We start from the raw sequence: 17,372 nt of genomic DNA on the forward strand, positions 1-17,372 counted from the left end.
TTGAATAAAAAAGAGCCTCACTAATTTTAGTAAGGCTCTTTTTTTATAATTAACTCATGAAGATGAGAGGGAGAATTATTCTCCTGTCACGATTTTGGTGACATAGCTTGCGCTGCATGAACCGGCAATGATGCCGAGTAATTGAGAACAAAGCATTTTCCAGTTTGAGGTGTCGATTGTTTTGTGAAGCGCAGCGGTACCAAGTAATGCTGCTATTACTTTTGCTTCTCCCGTAAGTTGATCTCTACAAATACCGGTTCTGGCATGAAGACGTACATGGGTTATGTCTGGTAAAATTCTGCTTCGTAAAAATTCGACTAACACGCCTGCAGCTGCGCCTATGCCAAAACTTTTTGCAAATTCCTGAGCATATGTTGCATAATCAAAGCTTATTTGTTCTTCTACCGTTTGATCGGTATTTTGTTCTAAAGCTTCATCGGCAAGACTGAGGTGACTACCGAATACCAGCAAAGATAACGCTAGAAATATGCATGGCTTTGTCATAAGGGACTCCTTATTGTGGGGAATAGAAAAATGCTTTCATCGACATCATACTATTGAACTTATAAAAAATTCAATAATGTGATGTCGATGAATTTCTTATGCTTTTTCTACTTTTTTATAGCCACATTTTTTGTCGTGGCAGAGTAAGGTAATGGTGCCATCTTTAGCTACTTTTTTAACTAAGAAGGGTAACTTGCAGTCAGGACACGGTGTTTCTACGATATCGCCAAACACAGCAAACTTACATTTTGGATAGTTTGAACATCCCCAGAAGCTGCCGCCGCGCCATTTACGTTGCACCACTTCACCACCGTCCGCTGGACATGGAAATCCGGCCTTGATTTTGTGAATGTATTTGCACGTTGGGTAATTTGAGCAGGCAATGAATGGTCCATAGCGACCAACAACTTGGCGTAGTGGACTGCCGCAGGTTGGACATTTTTCATCAAGTACTTTTGGTTCTTCTGCTTCAACGCATTCAAGTTTATTTTCTTCTGTTCGGTGGAAGTTGCAGGTGAAGGTACATTCAGGATAGTTAGGGCAACCTAAGAATTCACCTGTTTTGCCAAAGCGAACAATTAATTGTTCTTTCTTACAATTAGGGCAAATAACTTCAGTTTTTTCTACGGTACGCTTGCTATCTTTGCCTTTAAATTTAGTTAAATCTTTTTGGAACCCTGTATAAAATTCCCTTAAAAGCTTGTCTCGTTCAAGATCACCACTTGCTACTTTATCTAAATCTTCTTCCAAGTGCGCCGTAAACTTAATGTCCATAATGTCGGGTAAATTTTCCACGAGCATTCTGGTGACGATCATGCCAAGTTCTGTTGGTACAAAGCGTTTTTTGTCATCCAGTGTTGTGTAAGAACGTGCTTGGATGGTACTTAAAATTGTTGCATAAGTACTTGGACGGCCTATGCCTTCTTTTTCCATTTCTTTAACCAACGAACCTTCAGTATATTTTGGTGGTGGTTGGGTAAAGTGTTGTTTTGGATCAATCTTTTCTAAATCAATAGCTTCTTTTGCTTTCAACGTTGCCGGAATAGTAACCTTACCTTCTTTTTCTTCTTGGTCATCAGAGGCTGAATATACCTTTAAGTAACCATCAAAAATCAAGGTTGAGCCAGTAACACGGAAGGTGAATGTGCCACCCTCGATAGTCACTTGACGTTGTGCATATTGAGCCGGTGTCATTTGGCAGGCAACAAAGCGCTTCCAAATTAATTCGTATAATTTTAAGGCATCTTTAGGTAAATAAGCTTTAACCTTATCGGGTGTCAGGTTAACGTCAATAGGGCGAATCGCTTCGTGCGCGTCTTGTGCTTTGCCTTTTTTACTTTTTTCAAAGTTATTTGCTTTGGTTGGCACGTACTCTTTTGAATAGTGCTTTTTGAGGTATTCGCGGGTTTGTGTGAGTGCCGTGTCAGAAATTCTGAGCGAGTCGGTACGCATATAAGTAATTAAAGCTACGGGCGAACTAGCATCACCAAGCGGCATACCTTCGTATAATTTTTGTGCCACTTGCATGATTTTTTTAACCGAAAAGCCTAGTTGGTTAAAACCTGCTTGTTGCAAGGTACTGGTCATAAATGGCGGTAGCGGATTTTTGATTCTAGTTTTATCGATGATAGATTCAATAACAAAATCACTTTTTTTGAGCTTTTCTACAATAGCTTGTGCTTCTTTTTCGCTTTTGATTTCAGCTTTTTTCTTATTGATGTGCGTTAACGCGGCAATAAGGTGTGCTTTGCCATGAGCAAAATCACCATCAATGGTCCAGTATTCTTCAGGTTTAAAGCCTCGAATTTCTTCTTCGCGGTCGGCAATTAAACGCAATGCAACCGATTGTACACGGCCAGCTGATAAGCCTTTGGCAATTTTTTTCCACAAGACAGGAGAAACTTCATAGCCCACCCAACGATCAAGAACACGGCGAGCTTGTTGAGCATTCACCTTGGGCATATCAATTTCGCCTGGATTTTCTATGGCTGCCTTAATTGCTGGTTCAGTAATTTCGTTAAAAGAAATACGATGAATTTTGCTTTTATCTTTTACGACTTTTTTGATGTCTTCTGCTATATGCCATGCAATAATTTCACCCTCACGGTCAGGATCGGGTGCAAGATAAATATCTGCGGCAGTAGAAGCTTCTTTGCAGATATCTGCAATAGTTTTATCTTTATCGGGCATCACCACGTATTCTATATTGATTGTGTCTTTATCAATGGTCACGCCAATCTTTTTTGCAGGCAGATCTTTGATATGTCCAACAGTGGACATGATTTTAAAGTCCTTGCCAAGGAACTTGGAAATCGTTTTGATCTTTGCGGGAGACTCTACTATGAGTAGCTTTTTTGCCATGCCTAACCTTTATCCTTCGTTCAATGCGAATAAAATCTATAACCTCGCGCTCTATTTCATTAATGTTATAAAGCAAAATCATTTAAAAGCAATTGCTTATTTTAAACGAGATGTTAATAACTTTGCTCTATTACTATCTTTAGAATAAGGCAATTATTTTCTAAATGTCAAATAAAATATTGAATCGCTTGAGAATTGTATCGTTCTATGCTACTTTTTGCTGGTGATTAAAAAGTATTTTTTATGATAAGGGAGTTCAATGCAATTATTAGATGTGTGGAAGAATACATTAACCTTATATAAACCGCAAAATTTAAAGCTTTTTTTCTTGGTTACCCTCAAATCGGTGGTAGAGACCTATAAAATTATGGTGGGTACCTTTTGGCCTCTTGTTGTGGGGTGTTCTGCGATAATGATTATTTCTGGTATTTTGCTAAAGCCATGGATTCCTATTGTTCTAGTATCAGGAGAGATACCAGATTCGGTATCATTACTTACTGTTTTATTACTCATGTTGGCAGTAATAGCTCCTTTTTTAAGTTTTTATTATCTATATTTTTTAATGTATTTGATCGCTCGACCTTCTGTAGATCTAAAAGACTATGCGTATCTTAAACAATATTGCCGTTATTTTTTCTGGTTTTTAATAGTTTTTGTGCTTCCCTTTGAGTTTCCCATTAAGGCAATAGTCTTATTTTTGGGATTTTTTACTGATTATTTTACATTTTTTTATCTTGATTCACATGGTGGATTTTATACGTTATTCCCCTCAATAAAGCGAGCAGGGAAGATGCTGTTATATACACTGCCAGTAGTGATACCATTAATAGTATTATCCTATGCATATGCATTTGGAATAAAATTTTTATTTTGGTTTGGCTCTGTAGAAGAATCCATTAAGGCATTCTTGGCATGCCCCTTGGCGATGTCTTTGTTTGTTTTTATAGATATCTTTATAGTACAACCAATTTCCATCTGCGTTATGAGCAATCTGTACACCAAATACCTGCATGAGAATTTTGAACTCTATTTTGAGCAAAAGGGTTAATAATGAATATTCTTGCATTCATTCGCACGCTTATCTCTAAATTTTTATTGGTAGTAATATTTATCCTCTTTGCGCCCGGCATTATGATTGCCGCAGCAATTCCCAAAAAATGGCTTTTTAATAGCCGGATATTTTTTATGTTTGGCGATCTTTTATTGTGGTTCATTCTCAAGGCTTCTTTTTTGCCTGTTAAGGTTTTTGGATTAGAAAATGTTACCAAGGAACCATCGGTTTTTGTGGCAAATCATCAATCGCGGCTTGATATGTCGTTAGTTAATGAAGTGGTAAAAAGTCGGCCGCATATATGGATGGCTACTGCTGACATTAAACGTATGCCTGTCTATCGATGGTTGACCAATTTTTTGGTTTTAGTAGATGTAGAAACACCTATGAAAGCTATGCGGTCATTATTAGAAGCAATTAAATTGTTAAATGGTAGTAAGCTTGATTTAGTTATATTTCCTGAAGGTGCTATATATAATGATGGTGTGTTACACGATTTTTTTTCTGGGTTTGCTGTCGTAGCAAAAAAAACAGGACGTCCCGTCGTGCCGATATGTATTCAGGGTGTTGAAAAAGCTTATCCGCTTAAAACATTCCTCGTCACGAGGGTTCCTATCACCGTTACTGTTGGCAAGCCGTTTGTGTATCAAGAGCATGATACTGAAGAAGTATTTAAAGAGCGGGTACGTGCCTGGTTTATTGAAACTCTAAAAGCATAAAAGGTGAATTGTGAAAATGCTTATAGTCTTACGAACATTATTGTCCTATTTTTTGTTGGCAGCGTTAGTCATTGTTTTTATGCCATTCTTTTTTATCATTACTTTTATTCCTGTGGGATCTCTTTTTAAAAGCAGATTGTTTTTTTGTATTTGGTATGTATTTTATCGTTTAATGCTGTATTGTTATTTTCTGTCGGTAACAATTAAGGGGCGAGAAAACATACCAAATGAAGCGGCTATTTTTGCGGTCAATCATCAGTCAATGATGGATATACCCTTAGTTGATGTGATACTAGCTGGACGACCTCATGTATACCTTGCAAATTTAACCTATAGAAAATCATTATTACTTACATGGCTTACTAGAATTTCATGGCCGATTGATGATTCAACACCGTTAAAAGCGATGAAAAGCTTGTTGCGGGCAATAAAGGAAATTAATAATAATCCAAGTATACATGCAATTATTTTTCCGGAAGCTGGTCGTTATGTTGATGGTAAGGTTCATGATTTTTTTTCTGGGTTTGTATTATTAGCAAAAAAAACTGGTCGTCCTGTCGTGCCGCTTTGTATATTTGGTATTAATAAAGCGTATCCTCCCTATTCTTTTTTAATTCATAGGGTACCTATTACCATAGTGATTGGTAAGCCGTTTATCTATCAAGAGCACGATACTGATCAAGTATTTAAAGATCGTGTATATACGTGGTTTCTAGAACAACAAAAGGGTGCTTAATGATTATCGTTACGATATTACGAACACTGCTATCGTATTGTTTGTTTGTGGTATTATTTATTATTTTTACACCGTTTTGGATTATTAATGTTGTGGTGTCAAAAGATTGGCTTTTTAAAAGTATTTTGTTTTGGCAAACATGGTCGCTGTGGAATCGTTTAGCGATTGAAATTTTATTCTTACCAATTACTTTTATTGGTCAAGAAAATGTTTCTGATGAGTCTGCTATTTTTGTTATGAACCATCAATCAGGGCGCGATGCTTGGTTGATTGATCGAATTTTTATGAGCAAGCCTCGAGTTGTTTTGATGAAAGAAAAATATGTTCTTTCAATATTTAAGACAGTAAGTATCCCCGTTGATATGTCCACACCGCTTAAGTCTACAAAATCATTATTGCGCGCCATAAAAATGCTTAATGATAATCCAACATTAAATGTTATGATATTTCCCGAAGGTACCCGTTATAGCGATGGCAATATTCATGATTTTTTTTCTGGCTTTGTTATACTAGCAAAAAAGACGAGCCGTCCTGTGGTGCCCATACGTATCTTTGGTATGGAAAAAGCCTATCCGCGAGGTTCGTGGTTGATTCATAGGGTGCCAATCACGGTAGTTGTCGGTAAGCCACTTGTGTATCAAGAGGGCGATACAGATGAAGGGTTTAAGGAGCGGGTTCACATGTGGTTTGTTCAACAAAAAAAGGATTAGAGCGTGGATTATTTTTTACGTCTGGTACATCCTGTAGTTCTTTATATTTTAATTCCCGTGTTATTGCTTGCGTTGTTGATTCGTGCCAGATGGCATAAAGGAATCATGTATCGTTATCCATTGGCTTCATTGCTCAAATCTCATGGTAAAGCAAGTAAGCATCCTTATAAAAAAATATTTTTCTTATGTCGTTTTTTAGTACTTGTTCTGTTGGCATTTCTTATTGCAAAACCTCAATTAGTTGATTCTCGTGCAACGGTCAATATAGAAGGCATCGATATTGTTTTGGCTGTAGATGTTTCTGGTTCTATGCAAATCAAGGATGATAAAAATGATCAACGTTCTCGTATTGATATTGCAAAAAAAGAGGCTGTTCGTTTTATCAATAAGCGCGACAATGATGCCATTGGCTTAGTGATCTTTGGACAAGATGCTCTATCTCGGTGTCCTATAACGCTCGATAAAGAAATATTAAAAACGATTGTGGATGAACTGGAAATTGGGATTATTCCTCACGAAGGCACTGTGCTTTCTACGGCGCTGATCACGTCAGCCAATCGTTTAAAAAATTCAAAATCAAAAAATAAAATTATTATCTTATTAACCGATGGTGAGCCCAGCGAGGGTGATATGTCTCCTGATGTTGCCATAGATGCGGCAAGAAAGTTGGGCATTAAAGTCTACACGGTCGGTATTGGTAATGATAAAATTCAACAAGTTATGCATCCATTTTATGGGCCAATGACTATGCCACGAGTTAATACAGAATTGCTTACCAGAATAGCACGAGAAACGGGCGGCAAATTTTTTATGGCAAAAAATGCTCATGATATGCGGGTGATTTATGATACGATTGATGCATTGGAAAAAACAAAAATAGAAGCCCCGGTATTTAGTCATTATTGGGATATTTTTATTCCGGTTGTTTGGATTATTTTTGGGTTACTTATGTTTGAATTACTCGCATCATCTTTCTTTTGGTTTGGGGTATAAGTATGGTATTGAGCGGTATTACATGGGGCGCATTAGAGAATATTTTTATTGTTGGCGCACTCATATTGCTGACAATGTTGTTACTTGGTTATCGTGTCTATCGATCAAAAAAATCTGTTGCACAATTGAGCTCATCACGAATTGCAAGGCAGTTTCTTGTAGGTTTTTCTCTTGTAAAATTATATGTAAAATCTTTTTTGTTTGTGCTGGGAATGGTGTTTTTACTCATAACGTTATTGCATCCACAGTGGAATAAAAAAGAAGAAATAGTGGCGCAACATGGGCGAGATTTATTTATTGCACTTGATGTTTCGCGCAGTATGTTGGCGCAAGATTGTTTGCCTAATCGCTTGGAATGTGCCAAGGCAAAGATAAAATCGCTAGTCAAAAAACTTTCGTGTGAACGCGTAGGGTTGGTTATTTTTTCTGGCACTGCATTTATTCAATGTCCATTGACCACCGATTATGGAGCATTTTTTATGTTTCTCGATCAAGTAGATGTTGAAACTATTGCTTCGGGCACCACGGCATTGGATCAAGTAATTCAAAAAGTGCTGGGCGCATATACTACCATGCAGGATCGTAAAACAAAATTGCTTATGTTGCTCACTGACGGCGAAGACTTTTCAAGCAATTTACAACGTGTCCGACAACGTGCGCAAGAACAAGGATTGAAAATTTTTGCTATGGGCGTAGGTACTGAGCAAGGCGCTCCAATACCTTTGGTGGACAATCATGGCAAACAAATCGGCCATATTAAAGATAAAAAAGGATCAGTTGTTATTTCTCATTTAAACGAAGGCATTTTATATAATGTTGCGCAAGACTCTGGTGGCACGTATGTGCGTATGACGAGCGATGATGCTGATATTAAATCAATTATTGCGCACGTCAATTCGTTTGAAAAGGATCTGCTGGAAGACAAACGTATGAGTGCCTTGCAAGAGCAGTATCATTGTTTTCTCGTAGTAAGTTTCGTTTGTTTTTTATTGGAATGGTTATGGTAGCATACACAAAAATAGTGATTGGATTTATTTTATTTCTGTCTCATGCAACAGGATATTGTTTCTTCGCGCATGATAGAGCAGCCCTTTTGATGCAACAGGAAAAATGGGATGCGGCTAAAGAAAAATTTAAAGTGATGATGGTAGACAATTCTGATTGCCCCAAAACACTCTATGACGCGGGCGTTGCATCCTATAAAACAAAAGATTTTAAAGAGGCGTATGCGTATTTTAAAAAAGCAGCTTCCGTAAAAGATTCTCCAGATGCTTTAAAAGAGAAAGCACACTTTAATAGTGGTAACGCTGCTGTTGAATTAAAACAGTTAAAAGAGGCTGTTGATAATTACGAACAAGTCTTAAAACTAAATCCTCATAATAAACAGGCTGCGCATAATCTTGCAAAAGTTAAAGAGATGATCAAACAACAAGAACAGCAAAAAAAGCAGCAGCAAGATAAAGAGCAGCAAAAAGATAACAAGGATAAAAAAGACGATAAAAAAGAGCAGGACCAGAAGGACAAACAAAAATCAGATCAGCAAGAAAAAAATGATCAGAAAAATGATCAACAAGAGCAACAACAAGGCGATAAGAAAGATCAATCAAAAGATAATGAGCAGTCGAGCGATAAGCAAGACCAGAAAGATGAATCGCAGGAGCAGTCACAAGAAGAAAAAGATGCTCAAGATAAGCAAAAGCAAGAACAATTAAACAAACAACAGCAAGAAAAAAATAATAAAGAGAAATCTGAATCTGAGCAGCAGAAGAATGAACAAGAAGCTGCAAAGAAAGATGAACAGCAAAAAGCTGCCGAACAAAAACAGCAAGAAGAGCAACAAGCATCTGAAGCACAAGCTCAGCAACAGGACGAATCGGCCGTTGAAAAAAAATTAGATGCCAAGCTTGTTCGAGTGCTACAAGCGCAGGAAAAAAAAGATGCTGTAATGAATAAGATGATGGTAAAGGCAGCAGTTAATGAATCAATGGCGGGAAAAGATGGACAAAATTGTTGGTAAAATAAGCGTAGTGTTACTGAGTATGTTTGTCGCATTGCAGCTACAGGCAGGCATGGTTCTTACCGTAGCAGATAATAATGGCGATGCTGTGCAAGCCATAGGCATTGGACAACCCTTTGTGCTGCAAGCCGCTATTGATGGTGGTGGGTCTGTCAATGAGTGGCCTCGTATCGAGGGGCTCGATGGTGCCTACGTGCGCGATAATGGCATGATGCGTATGACAATAAATGGAAAAACTACACTAAAATATTCTTACAAAGTGCGTATTGACACGGCTGGTACGTATACCATTGGGCCGGCATCGGTTATGCAAGATGGTTCTATGATTACTTCCAATAAAGTTACCGTACGCGTGACCGATAAACAAACTAAACCTGATGCAAGCAATACACAATCAAATGTGGCTTTTTTACGGCTAGCAATGAGCCAAGATCGTGCGGTTGTTGGAGAAAAATTAGTTTGCTCTTTGCGATTGTATTATACCAATGAGGTGATTAATATATCACCAATAGAACATGCTCCTATCCATGGATTTCGTTTTGACACCAATGTTTGTCAGGGTAAAGGGGCTGAGACCATTAAGGGCATTGAGTATAACTATTTTGAGCTTAGCTGGGATGCCTATCCGCTTGAACCGGGTAAAAAAATAATTCCTGCGTATGCGGTAGATTTTTTTGTTCAGTCGCACAAGCAAAATCCGTACAATGCTGCCATGGCACTCTTTTTGGGCAGGTCTCAGGGGGAGCATAAACGCATTTATTCAAATGCTGTTTCAATACAGATCGATCCACTGCCAACTACGCAAAAAACTGTTCACGCTATCGGCGCATTTACTCATTTTAACGCTACATTAGAGCCTGGTGTAGCACGAGAGGGCGAGGGAATGGTTCTCACCCTGGAATTGCAGGGTGATGGCTCTATTGATAAAGATAATGCTTTAGCTCTTTTGCAAGGGATGCCTGCATCGTTTAAATTTTATGATTCCAAAAATTATGTGGTTGATAAAAAATCTGCTGACGATACGACCAAGCACTATTTCGAATTTATTGTGCAAGGTCTTGAACGTGGCGATTGGCAGGTTCCGGCACAATCGTTTACGTACTTTGATGTCAAGGGTCGTTCGTATAAAACATTAGAAACATTGCCACTTTCGGTGATGATTCTTCCGTCAGTTGCTGCAAAGCAATCGGTTGTGATTCCGCCAGTTACTGCTGTTGATGTAGTAGAAAAAAATGATGTTGCAGTAGTCGAAGATGAGATTAAACCAGTTTATCGATCAATGCCTTGGGTAAGGACTAAAAGTTTGGCAATGCCATGGTGGGCATTCATATTTTTTATGGCGCTTCCTTTTGTGTTTATGCTTGTTGTGTATTTTAAAAAAAGCTTTGGCCTCGTACGTTTTTCATTTTATAATCTTACGGGTAAAAAACGAGCTTTTGACGTGGCACGCAAACAAATAGACAGAGCTCTCCAAACAAGAGAAAATGCGCAAATATATCACGCTTTTATACAGCTTTTTGCTACCAAATATGGTGTTGATACGCATCAGGTGACGCAAGAATTTATGAGTGAAAAATTAAAGTCTTGTGGTATTGATGATACTGGTCTAGAAGAATGGCACGAATTTTTTACACAACTGTCGGCATTGGTATTTTTTGCAAAAAATTATGGGTCAAAAGATATTGCGTCAAAAGCCTATGCGTGGCTTAATAGATTAGAGAAAGCATTATGAAAAATCTGAGCTTCTTGTCAAAATTCTTTTGGATTGAGAGTAACAGTATTGCACCCTTCGACAAAGCTCAGGGACGACGGCGAGAGGAACTACACACTGCCGTCCTGTCTGAGCCTTGTCGAAGACGTCTTCGACAATATATTCTTGTAACTATTTTATTTAGTTTACATATGGTGCGCGCTGATACAACGCAGGAATTATTGTTGCGTGCGTATACCTGTTATCAGCAGAAAGATTTTTCTCAGGCATATACTCTCTATGAATCTATAGAGCCCAAGGATCTTTTGGTGTGGTATAACATGGGCAACTGTTGTTACAAGCTTGGCAATGTTGTTCAGGCCGTTGCGTATTGGCATAAGGCGCGGCGCCATGCATTGCCCGAAGAGCGGGCGACTATATCTTATAATATTGATGTTGCAGAGATCCAACTTGCGGTGTCAGGCGAGCATGGTGTGCTTGCAAAACTTGAGCGAAAGCTCGATGCGGCGCCACTCTTTTGGTTGCAGATTATGTTTTTATTTTGCTGGTTTTCTTGCTTCTTTTTTATAAAAAAATATAATCGAGGTACAAAATATAGGGCGTTATTCGGTAGTATACTTATTATCGTAACGTTGAGTAGTGGTTTAGCAGTAGTGATAAAATATAAAAGTTTACAACAAAGGGGTGTTGTTATGAAACCCAATGTATCAGTATTTGCTGGACCCGATCAACAGTACCATGTAGTTGGTGTACTGAATGCCGCTTGCCCGGTAACTCTTGTAGAAGAACGAGAGTCATGGTGCAAAATTAAGCATCAACGATGCAGCGGTTGGGTGCCGAAAGAGATGATCACGGTAGTATGAGCATGGTAGAAAAATTATCTCAATCATTTGACCATATCTATTCTTTCTTTAAGCGACATGCTGTTATTTCTATCAAAATATCTTTAGCTGTCCTTGTGGTGGTGTTGTGTTCATTAACGTCAGTATTGCTGTATGAGTATCGTTTTTTTAAGATCCAGACAGAGAAAATGTTGGAGCTTAAGGAAGATTATCGCAACTATGTGCTGGCGGTAAAAAAAATTCTGCATGACTACAACCGAACAAAGGTCCGCTTAGAAGAACTTGAAACCCTGGTGGTTGAAAAAAAAAAAGAGTTTGAAACATTAGGCATTGGTCTGCAGGCAACTTTTCCTGAGGGCGTGCGCGTGTATTCAACCGATGATGAACAAGAAGAGCAAGAACCTTTTCCGCTGGTCAATCGGGAGCTTGAATATCTTAAGCAATCCACGCTTGATTATCTTAAAGAGCAGAAATTAAGTTATCTAACCCAACGTATGGGGTCTGATGCCTGGCGTGAGTACACTGATCATATTATCGAACGTGATAAAGCTGCTGCAGATAAAAAAAGACCTCAACGTTCAAAGCGTGTCTATCGAAAGCAAGCAAGGCGTCAATCGCGTCAAAAGGTTCATTCTCAGCCGCGAGAGCGTGTGCATGACATTGCTATGCACTGGCCCATCGAACGTTCGCATTTCTGGTTGAGTTCACCATTTGGTCCACGCAAAAAACCCAACGGAGCTTGGGGGTTCCATCATGGCATTGATATGGCAGCGGTCAAAGGGACTCACGTTAAAGCAGCAGCCGGTGGCGTTGTTGTTGAGGCGCGGCATTCGTCAGGCTATGGTAAAACAATTGTGATTGCTCATACGGGTAAATATCGTACGCGGTATGCGCATTTAAATTCTATGCGTGTGTCTGTGGGGCAAAAAGTTGAATCAGGTCAGTATATTGGCAATGTGGGCGCAACTGGTTTTGTACGCAGCAAGCGTGGTGGCGATGCATCTCATCTGCATTTTGAAGTATACGCATTTGGTAAACAAGTTAATCCCAGTTATTTTCTTGCATGAGTAACATGAGAAGAGCATTCTATGAAGCATACTAGTGATACCGATACAAAAAAACGTTCAGCATTTGTTGGCTTTCTTGATGTTGCCGCAATTGTTTGTATTGCCTTCTTAATTCGTACTTTTGGTTATGGGTTATATCGTGTGCCTACTGGTTCTATGGAATCAACGATGTTGGCCGGTGAGTTTTTTGTGGCTAATAAAGCTGTCATGCTTTTTTTATCACCGCAGGGCGGTGATATTATTAGTTTCAATGATCCTACTTTCTCTTATTCAACAAATAAGATTCAAGCTTTGTTTCAGCGCTATATGTGGGGACCATCAAATTGGACAAAGCGTGTTATTGGCGTGCCGGGTGATCGCATGCAGGGAGTGATAGAACAAGGTAAGCCTGTTGTGTATCGCAATGGTGTGCGGTTGGATGAGTCGTATGTTAATCGTTACCCACTCATTGGTGTGTGGCATGAAAAACCAAAAAATAGCCTGGCGATGTCTGATGAACAAGTTTGCCAAGAGTGGTCGTTTAAAGTGTATGATCCTGCAAAACCCTACGGCAATCAGCCGTGGTATGCCATTGACGCCGATTGTGTAATCTGTGATGCCTATGGTAGAACAATAGTACGGGAGCCTGGCGAGTTGCTTCAAGAAAGATCGCCAGCTGATCGTAATGGAAATTATTGGAATGGTTCAGATGAATTTTATGTTGAGCTTGGGTCTAACGAGTATTGGGTGATGGGAGACAATCGGCTTAACAGTTACGACTCACGTACTTTTGGTCCTTTGCATAGTCGTTTTATTCATGGAAAAATTGTGTATCGATTAGCATCGGTTGATAGAGTGGCTTCATCAGTTTTATATGATATACTGATGCATCCTCGTGATTTTTGGCAATCAATTCGTTGGGAGCGATGTGCGCAAAGGGTGACATAGTGGTAGTGAAAGTAGATAAACGTTCAGTTGTTACGATAAAGGATCATATATATGAGAATGCAAACGGATAAAAAAACAGGCGCACTAGCATTGATAAAAGAGTTAGTTATTCTTCTACTCATTGTCTTTGTTGTTCGCACTATCGGTTTTGGTTTATATCAAGTGCCAACCGGTTCAATGGAAACTACCATTTTAGTTGGTGAGCGATTCTTTGCAGAAAAATTTACTCCATGGTTTTCAAAGCCAGCGCGCGGCGATATCATAGCTTTTAATCAACCAGAAACAATGTACGTCTACTCTTCTAATCCTGCAATATTGTTTGTTCAACAGTATATCTGGGGGCCAGTGAATTTGACCAAGCGTGTTATTGGTTTGCCTGGTGATAAAGTCAAAGGTGTTATTGAAGATGGCAAGCCAGTCATTTATATTAATGATGTAAAGTTGGATGAGCCGTACGTAAACAAATATCCGCTTATTTCGGTGTATAAAGAATCCCTGCAAGAAGTGGATAAACTGAGTGAAGCCTATTTGACCGAGTTGCTTTTAACTGGTCGGATACGTTCATCTGATGTTAATGAACTTAAGGGAAGAGTAAAAGAACAATTTGCAACACAAAAATCATTTGATCCTGCAGTGAGTTGGGACAAGCAACCGTTTTATCGCATTCAAGAAGATCGTATTGCGCTTAACGGTGAAGGTGAACCAGTAATACGTTATCCGTATACAGTGTTAATGCCAGATCAAAGACCGATCCAACGTGGTAATGGCAATTATTGGGGTAACAGTGCCGATGAGTTTTATATAGAATTAGGTCCTAATCAGTATTGGTGCATGGGAGATAACAGGCTTGGTAGTGGTGATTCACGATACTTTGGGCCCGTTGATGGTAAGCATATCCATGGCAGGATTTTATACCGGATTTGGTCTATGGACAGCGATGAATCATGGTGGATTTTAGATCTACTCAAGCATCCTATAGATTTCTGGACACGTATTAGGTGGAATCGCTTTTTTGAGCGTGTTAGATAGGAAAAGCGCTTAAAAGCTTGCAGGATCACGAAATTCTGGTACATTTAAAGTGTCGTTTTTACGACGTCCTATTTTTGATAATGAGTAGGTAGTAATGGCGGCATAGCCAAGTGGTAAGGCATGGGTCTGCAAAACCTTGATCCCCGGTTCGACTCCGGGTGCCGCCTCCAGTGATTGAAAGCTTTGTATTTGATAGGTGTGCCGGGATGGCGAAATTGGTAGACGCAAAGGACTTAAAATCCTTCGAGCGTTAGCTCGTGCCGGTTCGAGTCCGGCTCTCGGCACCAGGCTTCACTAGGTTCTTCTCGCTCTGCTCGTAGAGCTAGCTACGCCTGGCTGACGCCAGTAAATAAAGAAAAAATTGTTATCTTTTTTTAAAGATATAAAACAAAGAGGGGCTGCAAACCAAATTGCAGCCCCTCTTTGTTTTATAAAAAGCTATCTTTTTTTTGTAAGGTTAATTTTCTGGATTATTTTGGTCGCTTTGAGAGTCAAAAGGGGTGTTGTTGGCCCTTCTGACAATTGGATGTTCTCCTGCCCCGACTTCAGCTGCCAAAACAAATCTTAATGCTCTTGCAGCTGTATATTCTGGTTGTGCGCGTTGTGCTTGGCGAGCTAGGCGTGCTTGTGTGCGTCGATGTGTGGATACTTCATCATTGCGTGCATATATTCTATTAAGCTCTTCTTGACTCAATTGAGCAGATTGGCTTTGGGGTTGTTGTATTTGTTGTGCCAGGGGTGCATTGTTTACCTGTGGTCGTGGTGGAGTTTGCGGGTGCTGTATTTGGCTAGCCTGTGTTTGTTGTGCAGTGTTGCCAGGATTACCTGTGCCTGCGCCAGCACCATCTTGCATAGCAAAAACGTGTGCTGTAATGCCAGTGCTTAATGCTAGGCATAGAAAAAATCTGTTGACTGACAAGTTCATAATGATATCCCTTTATAATTAAGATTTTCAATATATAGAAAGATCCTATTTTCTAATAGGAGTGGTATATCCTCCAACAGGGGAGTAGTTATTTCTCGGTATGTTGAGCATTTCTCTGATAGGAGTAGAAGGGCGTGTTCCCGCTGGAGATACATCTGGGGAGATATCACCAGTGAAAGGCTGCTTTCTTTGTTCTGCTGCAAGCAAGTTAAGATTGCGTCGTGCTTGTTGATGTGCCTTCATGAATTGCCAGTCTATTTCTGAAATCTTTGGCAATTGATGTGGTTGGCGTGGTCTTAATCGCCCGTCCCATGGATTATTTGAGTTCATAGCAGAAACATGTGAATTGAATCCAAAGCTCAATATCAGGCATATAAAAAATTTGTTGAATAGTGAATTCATAATAAATACCTTTTGTGTCTTATTTTGTTAAATAATTATGATGCTATGAAAGCATATATTTTGACGTGATAATTCCAATCTTATTGCTTATTTGAATAATTGTCAACCGGAAGTGCTGATGTTGAATGCCATGTGTGTAAGTGTGCTATGGTTCATGCTTTTGTATTATGCTTGCATGTGTTGTATTTGATTGGACTTTATTTTTGATTAATTTTGATGTAGTATGTGCCGTGTGGTGTTGCTTTTTGATGTATTAAGCAGCGTGAGTTTTATTGGTGTAGTGTACATGATGTACGGTTTAGTATTTTTTGTTAAGATTTCTTGACAAAACCTATGACCCAGATATTGTACAAGTTAAGTACTAGTTTCGTTTGCTTATAAGCAAAGCGATTAAAGGATATTTTATGAATAAAGCAAAATTAGTTGAAGGCATGGCCAAAATAACCAAATTGCCTAAGTCAACGTGCAAAGAGTGCTTAGAAGCATTCATTACTTCAGTTGGCGCGGCATTAAAAGGTAACAAAACAGTTGTATTAACTGGTTTTGGTACTTTCAGTGTTATGAAGAGAAAGAGCAGAGTAGGTATTAATCCTGCCACTGGCAAGAAAATGCAAATACCTGCTAAGAAAGTTCCAAAGTTTAAGCCAGGTAAAGCATTAAAATCTATGGTTAAATAACCTAGTTTTAATATACGGTTTATTCAAACGGGGAGCATCAATTGGTGCTCCCCGTTTCTTTGTTTAAGCTTCGATGTTCAAAAAGAGCTGTCATGTATGATGGCTCTTTTTTGTTGCGAATAATTATTGTGGGTTACTATACTGGCATTAATGTGTGATTTTTTTATAAATTAACTCCTCACACGGCTTAAAAATAAGTTGTTTAGGGGGCCCCTGGAAAAAAGGCTTTAGCCTATTCATCCCAGTCTTGAAAAGACGTGGGTTTTTTCTAGGGATAAATAAGGGAGAGAAGAACAATGGTGAATGCGCCCGTGCAACCAGAAATGAGTTTTTTTCAAACGATTCAGCATTATCTCAATCCTCGTTTGATCTGGCAAAAAATTACCGAATCCAAGGATGTTATTTTTGATGTCATAGTTTTTTCGGGTGTAGGTTTCTTAGTGGGGTTTGTACTAAAAAGATATGGAGAATATGTTGCGGTGCTTGTTGGATTTATTTTAGCACTCGTACTGTTGCAGCATTTTGAGTTATTGAATATTGGTATCAATTGGGCAAAAATTAATCATTGCTTTGGGTTAAAGCCAATAGTAGTCCCTGAAGGTGGTTCGCTAGCAGCCGTATATTGGGAATGGGTTACGCAGAATGTGGCCGCAGTGATCGGCTTTTTTGTAGGATTTTTTGTTGGGTTAAGGGTTGGGTAA

19 protein-coding genes and 2 tRNA genes are annotated in these 17,372 nt (G+C 39.1%); 16 read left to right on the plus strand and 5 right to left on the minus strand.

The genetic code is table 11. The features are described 5' to 3' along the window. Nucleotides 1-75: 75 nt before the first annotated feature. Both NTX86_04735 and topA read right to left on the minus strand, forming a co-directional pair. Nucleotides 76-504: a hypothetical protein gene (locus tag NTX86_04735; GenBank protein MCX5922603.1), complete on the minus strand. Its 429-nt coding sequence runs from the start codon at nt 502-504 to the stop codon at nt 76-78. A gap of 96 nt (nt 505-600) precedes the next feature. Next, complete coding sequence (gene topA, locus NTX86_04740; GenBank protein ID MCX5922604.1) at nt 601-2,865, minus strand: type I DNA topoisomerase; 2,265 nt, start codon at nt 2,863-2,865, stop codon at nt 601-603. 259 nt (nt 2,866-3,124) lie between these two features. Here topA and NTX86_04745 point away from each other — a divergent pair, with 259 nt between their 5' ends. From NTX86_04745 to lepB (NTX86_04800), 12 genes are read left to right on the plus strand one after another with little or no spacing between them, the layout of a single operon-like run. Next, complete coding sequence (locus tag NTX86_04745) at nt 3,125-3,913, plus strand: hypothetical protein (protein ID MCX5922605.1); 789 nt, start codon at nt 3,125-3,127, stop codon at nt 3,911-3,913. Between the two features lie 2 nt (nt 3,914-3,915). Beyond that, nucleotides 3,916-4,635 carry a lysophospholipid acyltransferase family protein gene (locus NTX86_04750; protein MCX5922606.1) on the plus strand — a complete coding sequence of 240 codons (720 nt, stop codon included), beginning with the start codon at nt 3,916-3,918 and terminating at the stop codon, nt 4,633-4,635. A gap of 16 nt (nt 4,636-4,651) precedes the next feature. After that, the gene (locus tag NTX86_04755) at nt 4,652-5,371 is read left to right on the plus strand and encodes a lysophospholipid acyltransferase family protein (protein MCX5922607.1); all 720 of its coding nucleotides are present in this window, start codon (nt 4,652-4,654) and stop codon (nt 5,369-5,371) included. Next, nucleotides 5,371-6,081, plus strand: a complete 711-nt coding sequence (locus tag NTX86_04760) for a lysophospholipid acyltransferase family protein (GenBank protein MCX5922608.1) — start codon at nt 5,371-5,373, stop codon at nt 6,079-6,081. The genes NTX86_04755 and NTX86_04760 overlap by 1 nt, the downstream gene beginning before the upstream one ends. 3 nt (nt 6,082-6,084) lie before the next feature. Continuing rightward, nucleotides 6,085-7,074, plus strand: a complete 990-nt coding sequence (locus NTX86_04765; GenBank protein ID MCX5922609.1) for a VWA domain-containing protein — start codon at nt 6,085-6,087, stop codon at nt 7,072-7,074. 2 nt (nt 7,075-7,076) lie between these two features. Beyond that, nucleotides 7,077-8,081: a VWA domain-containing protein gene (locus NTX86_04770; GenBank protein MCX5922610.1), complete on the plus strand. Its 1,005-nt coding sequence runs from the start codon at nt 7,077-7,079 to the stop codon at nt 8,079-8,081. Continuing rightward, nucleotides 8,075-9,091 carry a tetratricopeptide repeat protein gene (locus NTX86_04775; GenBank protein ID MCX5922611.1) on the plus strand — a complete coding sequence of 339 codons (1,017 nt, stop codon included), beginning with the start codon at nt 8,075-8,077 and terminating at the stop codon, nt 9,089-9,091. The genes NTX86_04770 and NTX86_04775 overlap by 7 nt, the downstream gene beginning before the upstream one ends. Continuing rightward, nucleotides 9,051-10,823 (plus strand): BatD family protein, encoded by a 1,773-nt coding sequence (locus tag NTX86_04780; protein ID MCX5922612.1) that lies wholly within the window; start codon nt 9,051-9,053, stop codon nt 10,821-10,823. The genes NTX86_04775 and NTX86_04780 overlap by 41 nt, the downstream gene beginning before the upstream one ends. Beyond that, nucleotides 10,820-11,665, plus strand: a complete 846-nt coding sequence (locus NTX86_04785; protein MCX5922613.1) for an SH3 domain-containing protein — start codon at nt 10,820-10,822, stop codon at nt 11,663-11,665. Before NTX86_04780 ends, NTX86_04785 begins: the two co-directional genes overlap by 4 nt. 2 nt (nt 11,666-11,667) lie before the next feature. After that, on the plus strand, nt 11,668-12,711 hold the full coding sequence (locus NTX86_04790) for a M23 family metallopeptidase (GenBank protein ID MCX5922614.1): 1,044 nt from the start codon (nt 11,668-11,670) through the stop codon (nt 12,709-12,711). A 21-nt stretch (nt 12,712-12,732) separates the two neighbouring features. Continuing rightward, on the plus strand, nt 12,733-13,638 hold the full coding sequence (gene lepB, locus NTX86_04795; protein ID MCX5922615.1) for a signal peptidase I: 906 nt from the start codon (nt 12,733-12,735) through the stop codon (nt 13,636-13,638). Between the two features lie 51 nt (nt 13,639-13,689). After that, the gene (gene lepB / locus NTX86_04800) at nt 13,690-14,667 is read left to right on the plus strand and encodes a signal peptidase I (GenBank protein ID MCX5922616.1); all 978 of its coding nucleotides are present in this window, start codon (nt 13,690-13,692) and stop codon (nt 14,665-14,667) included. Nucleotides 14,668-14,676: 9 nt separating this feature from the next. On the opposite strand, the gene NTX86_04805 is transcribed toward lepB (NTX86_04800), so the two are convergent. Beyond that, a complete protein-coding gene (locus tag NTX86_04805) occupies nt 14,677-14,799 on the minus strand; it encodes a hypothetical protein (protein MCX5922617.1) in 123 nt (40 codons plus the stop codon). On the opposite strand from NTX86_04805, the gene NTX86_04810 reads away from it, so the two are divergent. Both NTX86_04810 and NTX86_04815 read left to right on the plus strand, forming a co-directional pair. Further along, nucleotides 14,764-14,837 (plus strand) — tRNA-Cys (locus NTX86_04810). The genes NTX86_04805 and NTX86_04810 overlap by 36 nt on opposite strands. Nucleotides 14,838-14,867: 30 nt before the next feature. Continuing rightward, nucleotides 14,868-14,954 (plus strand) — tRNA-Leu (locus NTX86_04815). 170 nt (nt 14,955-15,124) lie between these two features. On the opposite strand, the gene NTX86_04820 is transcribed toward NTX86_04815, so the two are convergent. Further along, on the minus strand, nt 15,125-15,592 hold the full coding sequence (locus NTX86_04820; GenBank protein MCX5922618.1) for a hypothetical protein: 468 nt from the start codon (nt 15,590-15,592) through the stop codon (nt 15,125-15,127). A 45-nt stretch (nt 15,593-15,637) separates the two neighbouring features. Further along, nucleotides 15,638-15,994, minus strand: coding sequence for a hypothetical protein (locus tag NTX86_04825; GenBank protein MCX5922619.1), 357 nt, complete (start codon nt 15,992-15,994; stop codon nt 15,638-15,640). 404 nt (nt 15,995-16,398) lie between these two features. Between NTX86_04825 and NTX86_04830 the strand changes: the two genes are divergently transcribed. Both NTX86_04830 and NTX86_04835 read left to right on the plus strand, forming a co-directional pair. After that, complete coding sequence (locus NTX86_04830; protein ID MCX5922620.1) at nt 16,399-16,671, plus strand: HU family DNA-binding protein; 273 nt, start codon at nt 16,399-16,401, stop codon at nt 16,669-16,671. A gap of 296 nt (nt 16,672-16,967) precedes the next feature. Then, complete coding sequence (locus NTX86_04835; GenBank protein MCX5922621.1) at nt 16,968-17,372, plus strand: FUN14 domain-containing protein; 405 nt, start codon at nt 16,968-16,970, stop codon at nt 17,370-17,372.

It is taken from the genome of Candidatus Dependentiae bacterium, assembly GCA_026389015.1.
In the GTDB taxonomy this organism is placed as follows: Bacteria; Babelota; Babeliae; order Babelales; family Vermiphilaceae; genus JAPLIR01.

What these genes read in the sequence shown, in the direction of transcription:
- NTX86_04735 (MCX5922603.1), bottom strand. Translation starts at nt 504, where the DNA reads ATGACAAAGCCATGCATATTTCTAGCGTTATCTTTGCTGGTATTCGGT.
- topA (MCX5922604.1), bottom strand. Translation starts at nt 2,865, where the DNA reads ATGGCAAAAAAGCTACTCATAGTAGAGTCTCCCGCAAAGATCAAAACG.
- NTX86_04745 (MCX5922605.1), top strand. Translation starts at nt 3,125, where the DNA reads ATGCAATTATTAGATGTGTGGAAGAATACATTAACCTTATATAAACCG.
- NTX86_04750 (MCX5922606.1), top strand. Translation starts at nt 3,916, where the DNA reads ATGAATATTCTTGCATTCATTCGCACGCTTATCTCTAAATTTTTATTG.
- NTX86_04755 (MCX5922607.1), top strand. Translation starts at nt 4,652, where the DNA reads ATGCTTATAGTCTTACGAACATTATTGTCCTATTTTTTGTTGGCAGCG.
- NTX86_04760 (MCX5922608.1), top strand. Translation starts at nt 5,371, where the DNA reads ATGATTATCGTTACGATATTACGAACACTGCTATCGTATTGTTTGTTT.
- NTX86_04770 (MCX5922610.1), top strand. Translation starts at nt 7,077, where the DNA reads ATGGTATTGAGCGGTATTACATGGGGCGCATTAGAGAATATTTTTATT.
- NTX86_04775 (MCX5922611.1), top strand. Translation starts at nt 8,075, where the DNA reads ATGGTAGCATACACAAAAATAGTGATTGGATTTATTTTATTTCTGTCT.
- NTX86_04780 (MCX5922612.1), top strand. Translation starts at nt 9,051, where the DNA reads ATGAATCAATGGCGGGAAAAGATGGACAAAATTGTTGGTAAAATAAGC.
- NTX86_04785 (MCX5922613.1), top strand. Translation starts at nt 10,820, where the DNA reads ATGAAAAATCTGAGCTTCTTGTCAAAATTCTTTTGGATTGAGAGTAAC.
- NTX86_04790 (MCX5922614.1), top strand. Translation starts at nt 11,668, where the DNA reads ATGGTAGAAAAATTATCTCAATCATTTGACCATATCTATTCTTTCTTT.
- lepB (MCX5922615.1), top strand. Translation starts at nt 12,733, where the DNA reads ATGAAGCATACTAGTGATACCGATACAAAAAAACGTTCAGCATTTGTT.
- lepB (MCX5922616.1), top strand. Translation starts at nt 13,690, where the DNA reads ATGAGAATGCAAACGGATAAAAAAACAGGCGCACTAGCATTGATAAAA.
- NTX86_04820 (MCX5922618.1), bottom strand. Translation starts at nt 15,592, where the DNA reads ATGAACTTGTCAGTCAACAGATTTTTTCTATGCCTAGCATTAAGCACT.
- NTX86_04825 (MCX5922619.1), bottom strand. Translation starts at nt 15,994, where the DNA reads ATGAATTCACTATTCAACAAATTTTTTATATGCCTGATATTGAGCTTT.
- NTX86_04830 (MCX5922620.1), top strand. Translation starts at nt 16,399, where the DNA reads ATGAATAAAGCAAAATTAGTTGAAGGCATGGCCAAAATAACCAAATTG.
- NTX86_04835 (MCX5922621.1), top strand. Translation starts at nt 16,968, where the DNA reads ATGGTGAATGCGCCCGTGCAACCAGAAATGAGTTTTTTTCAAACGATT.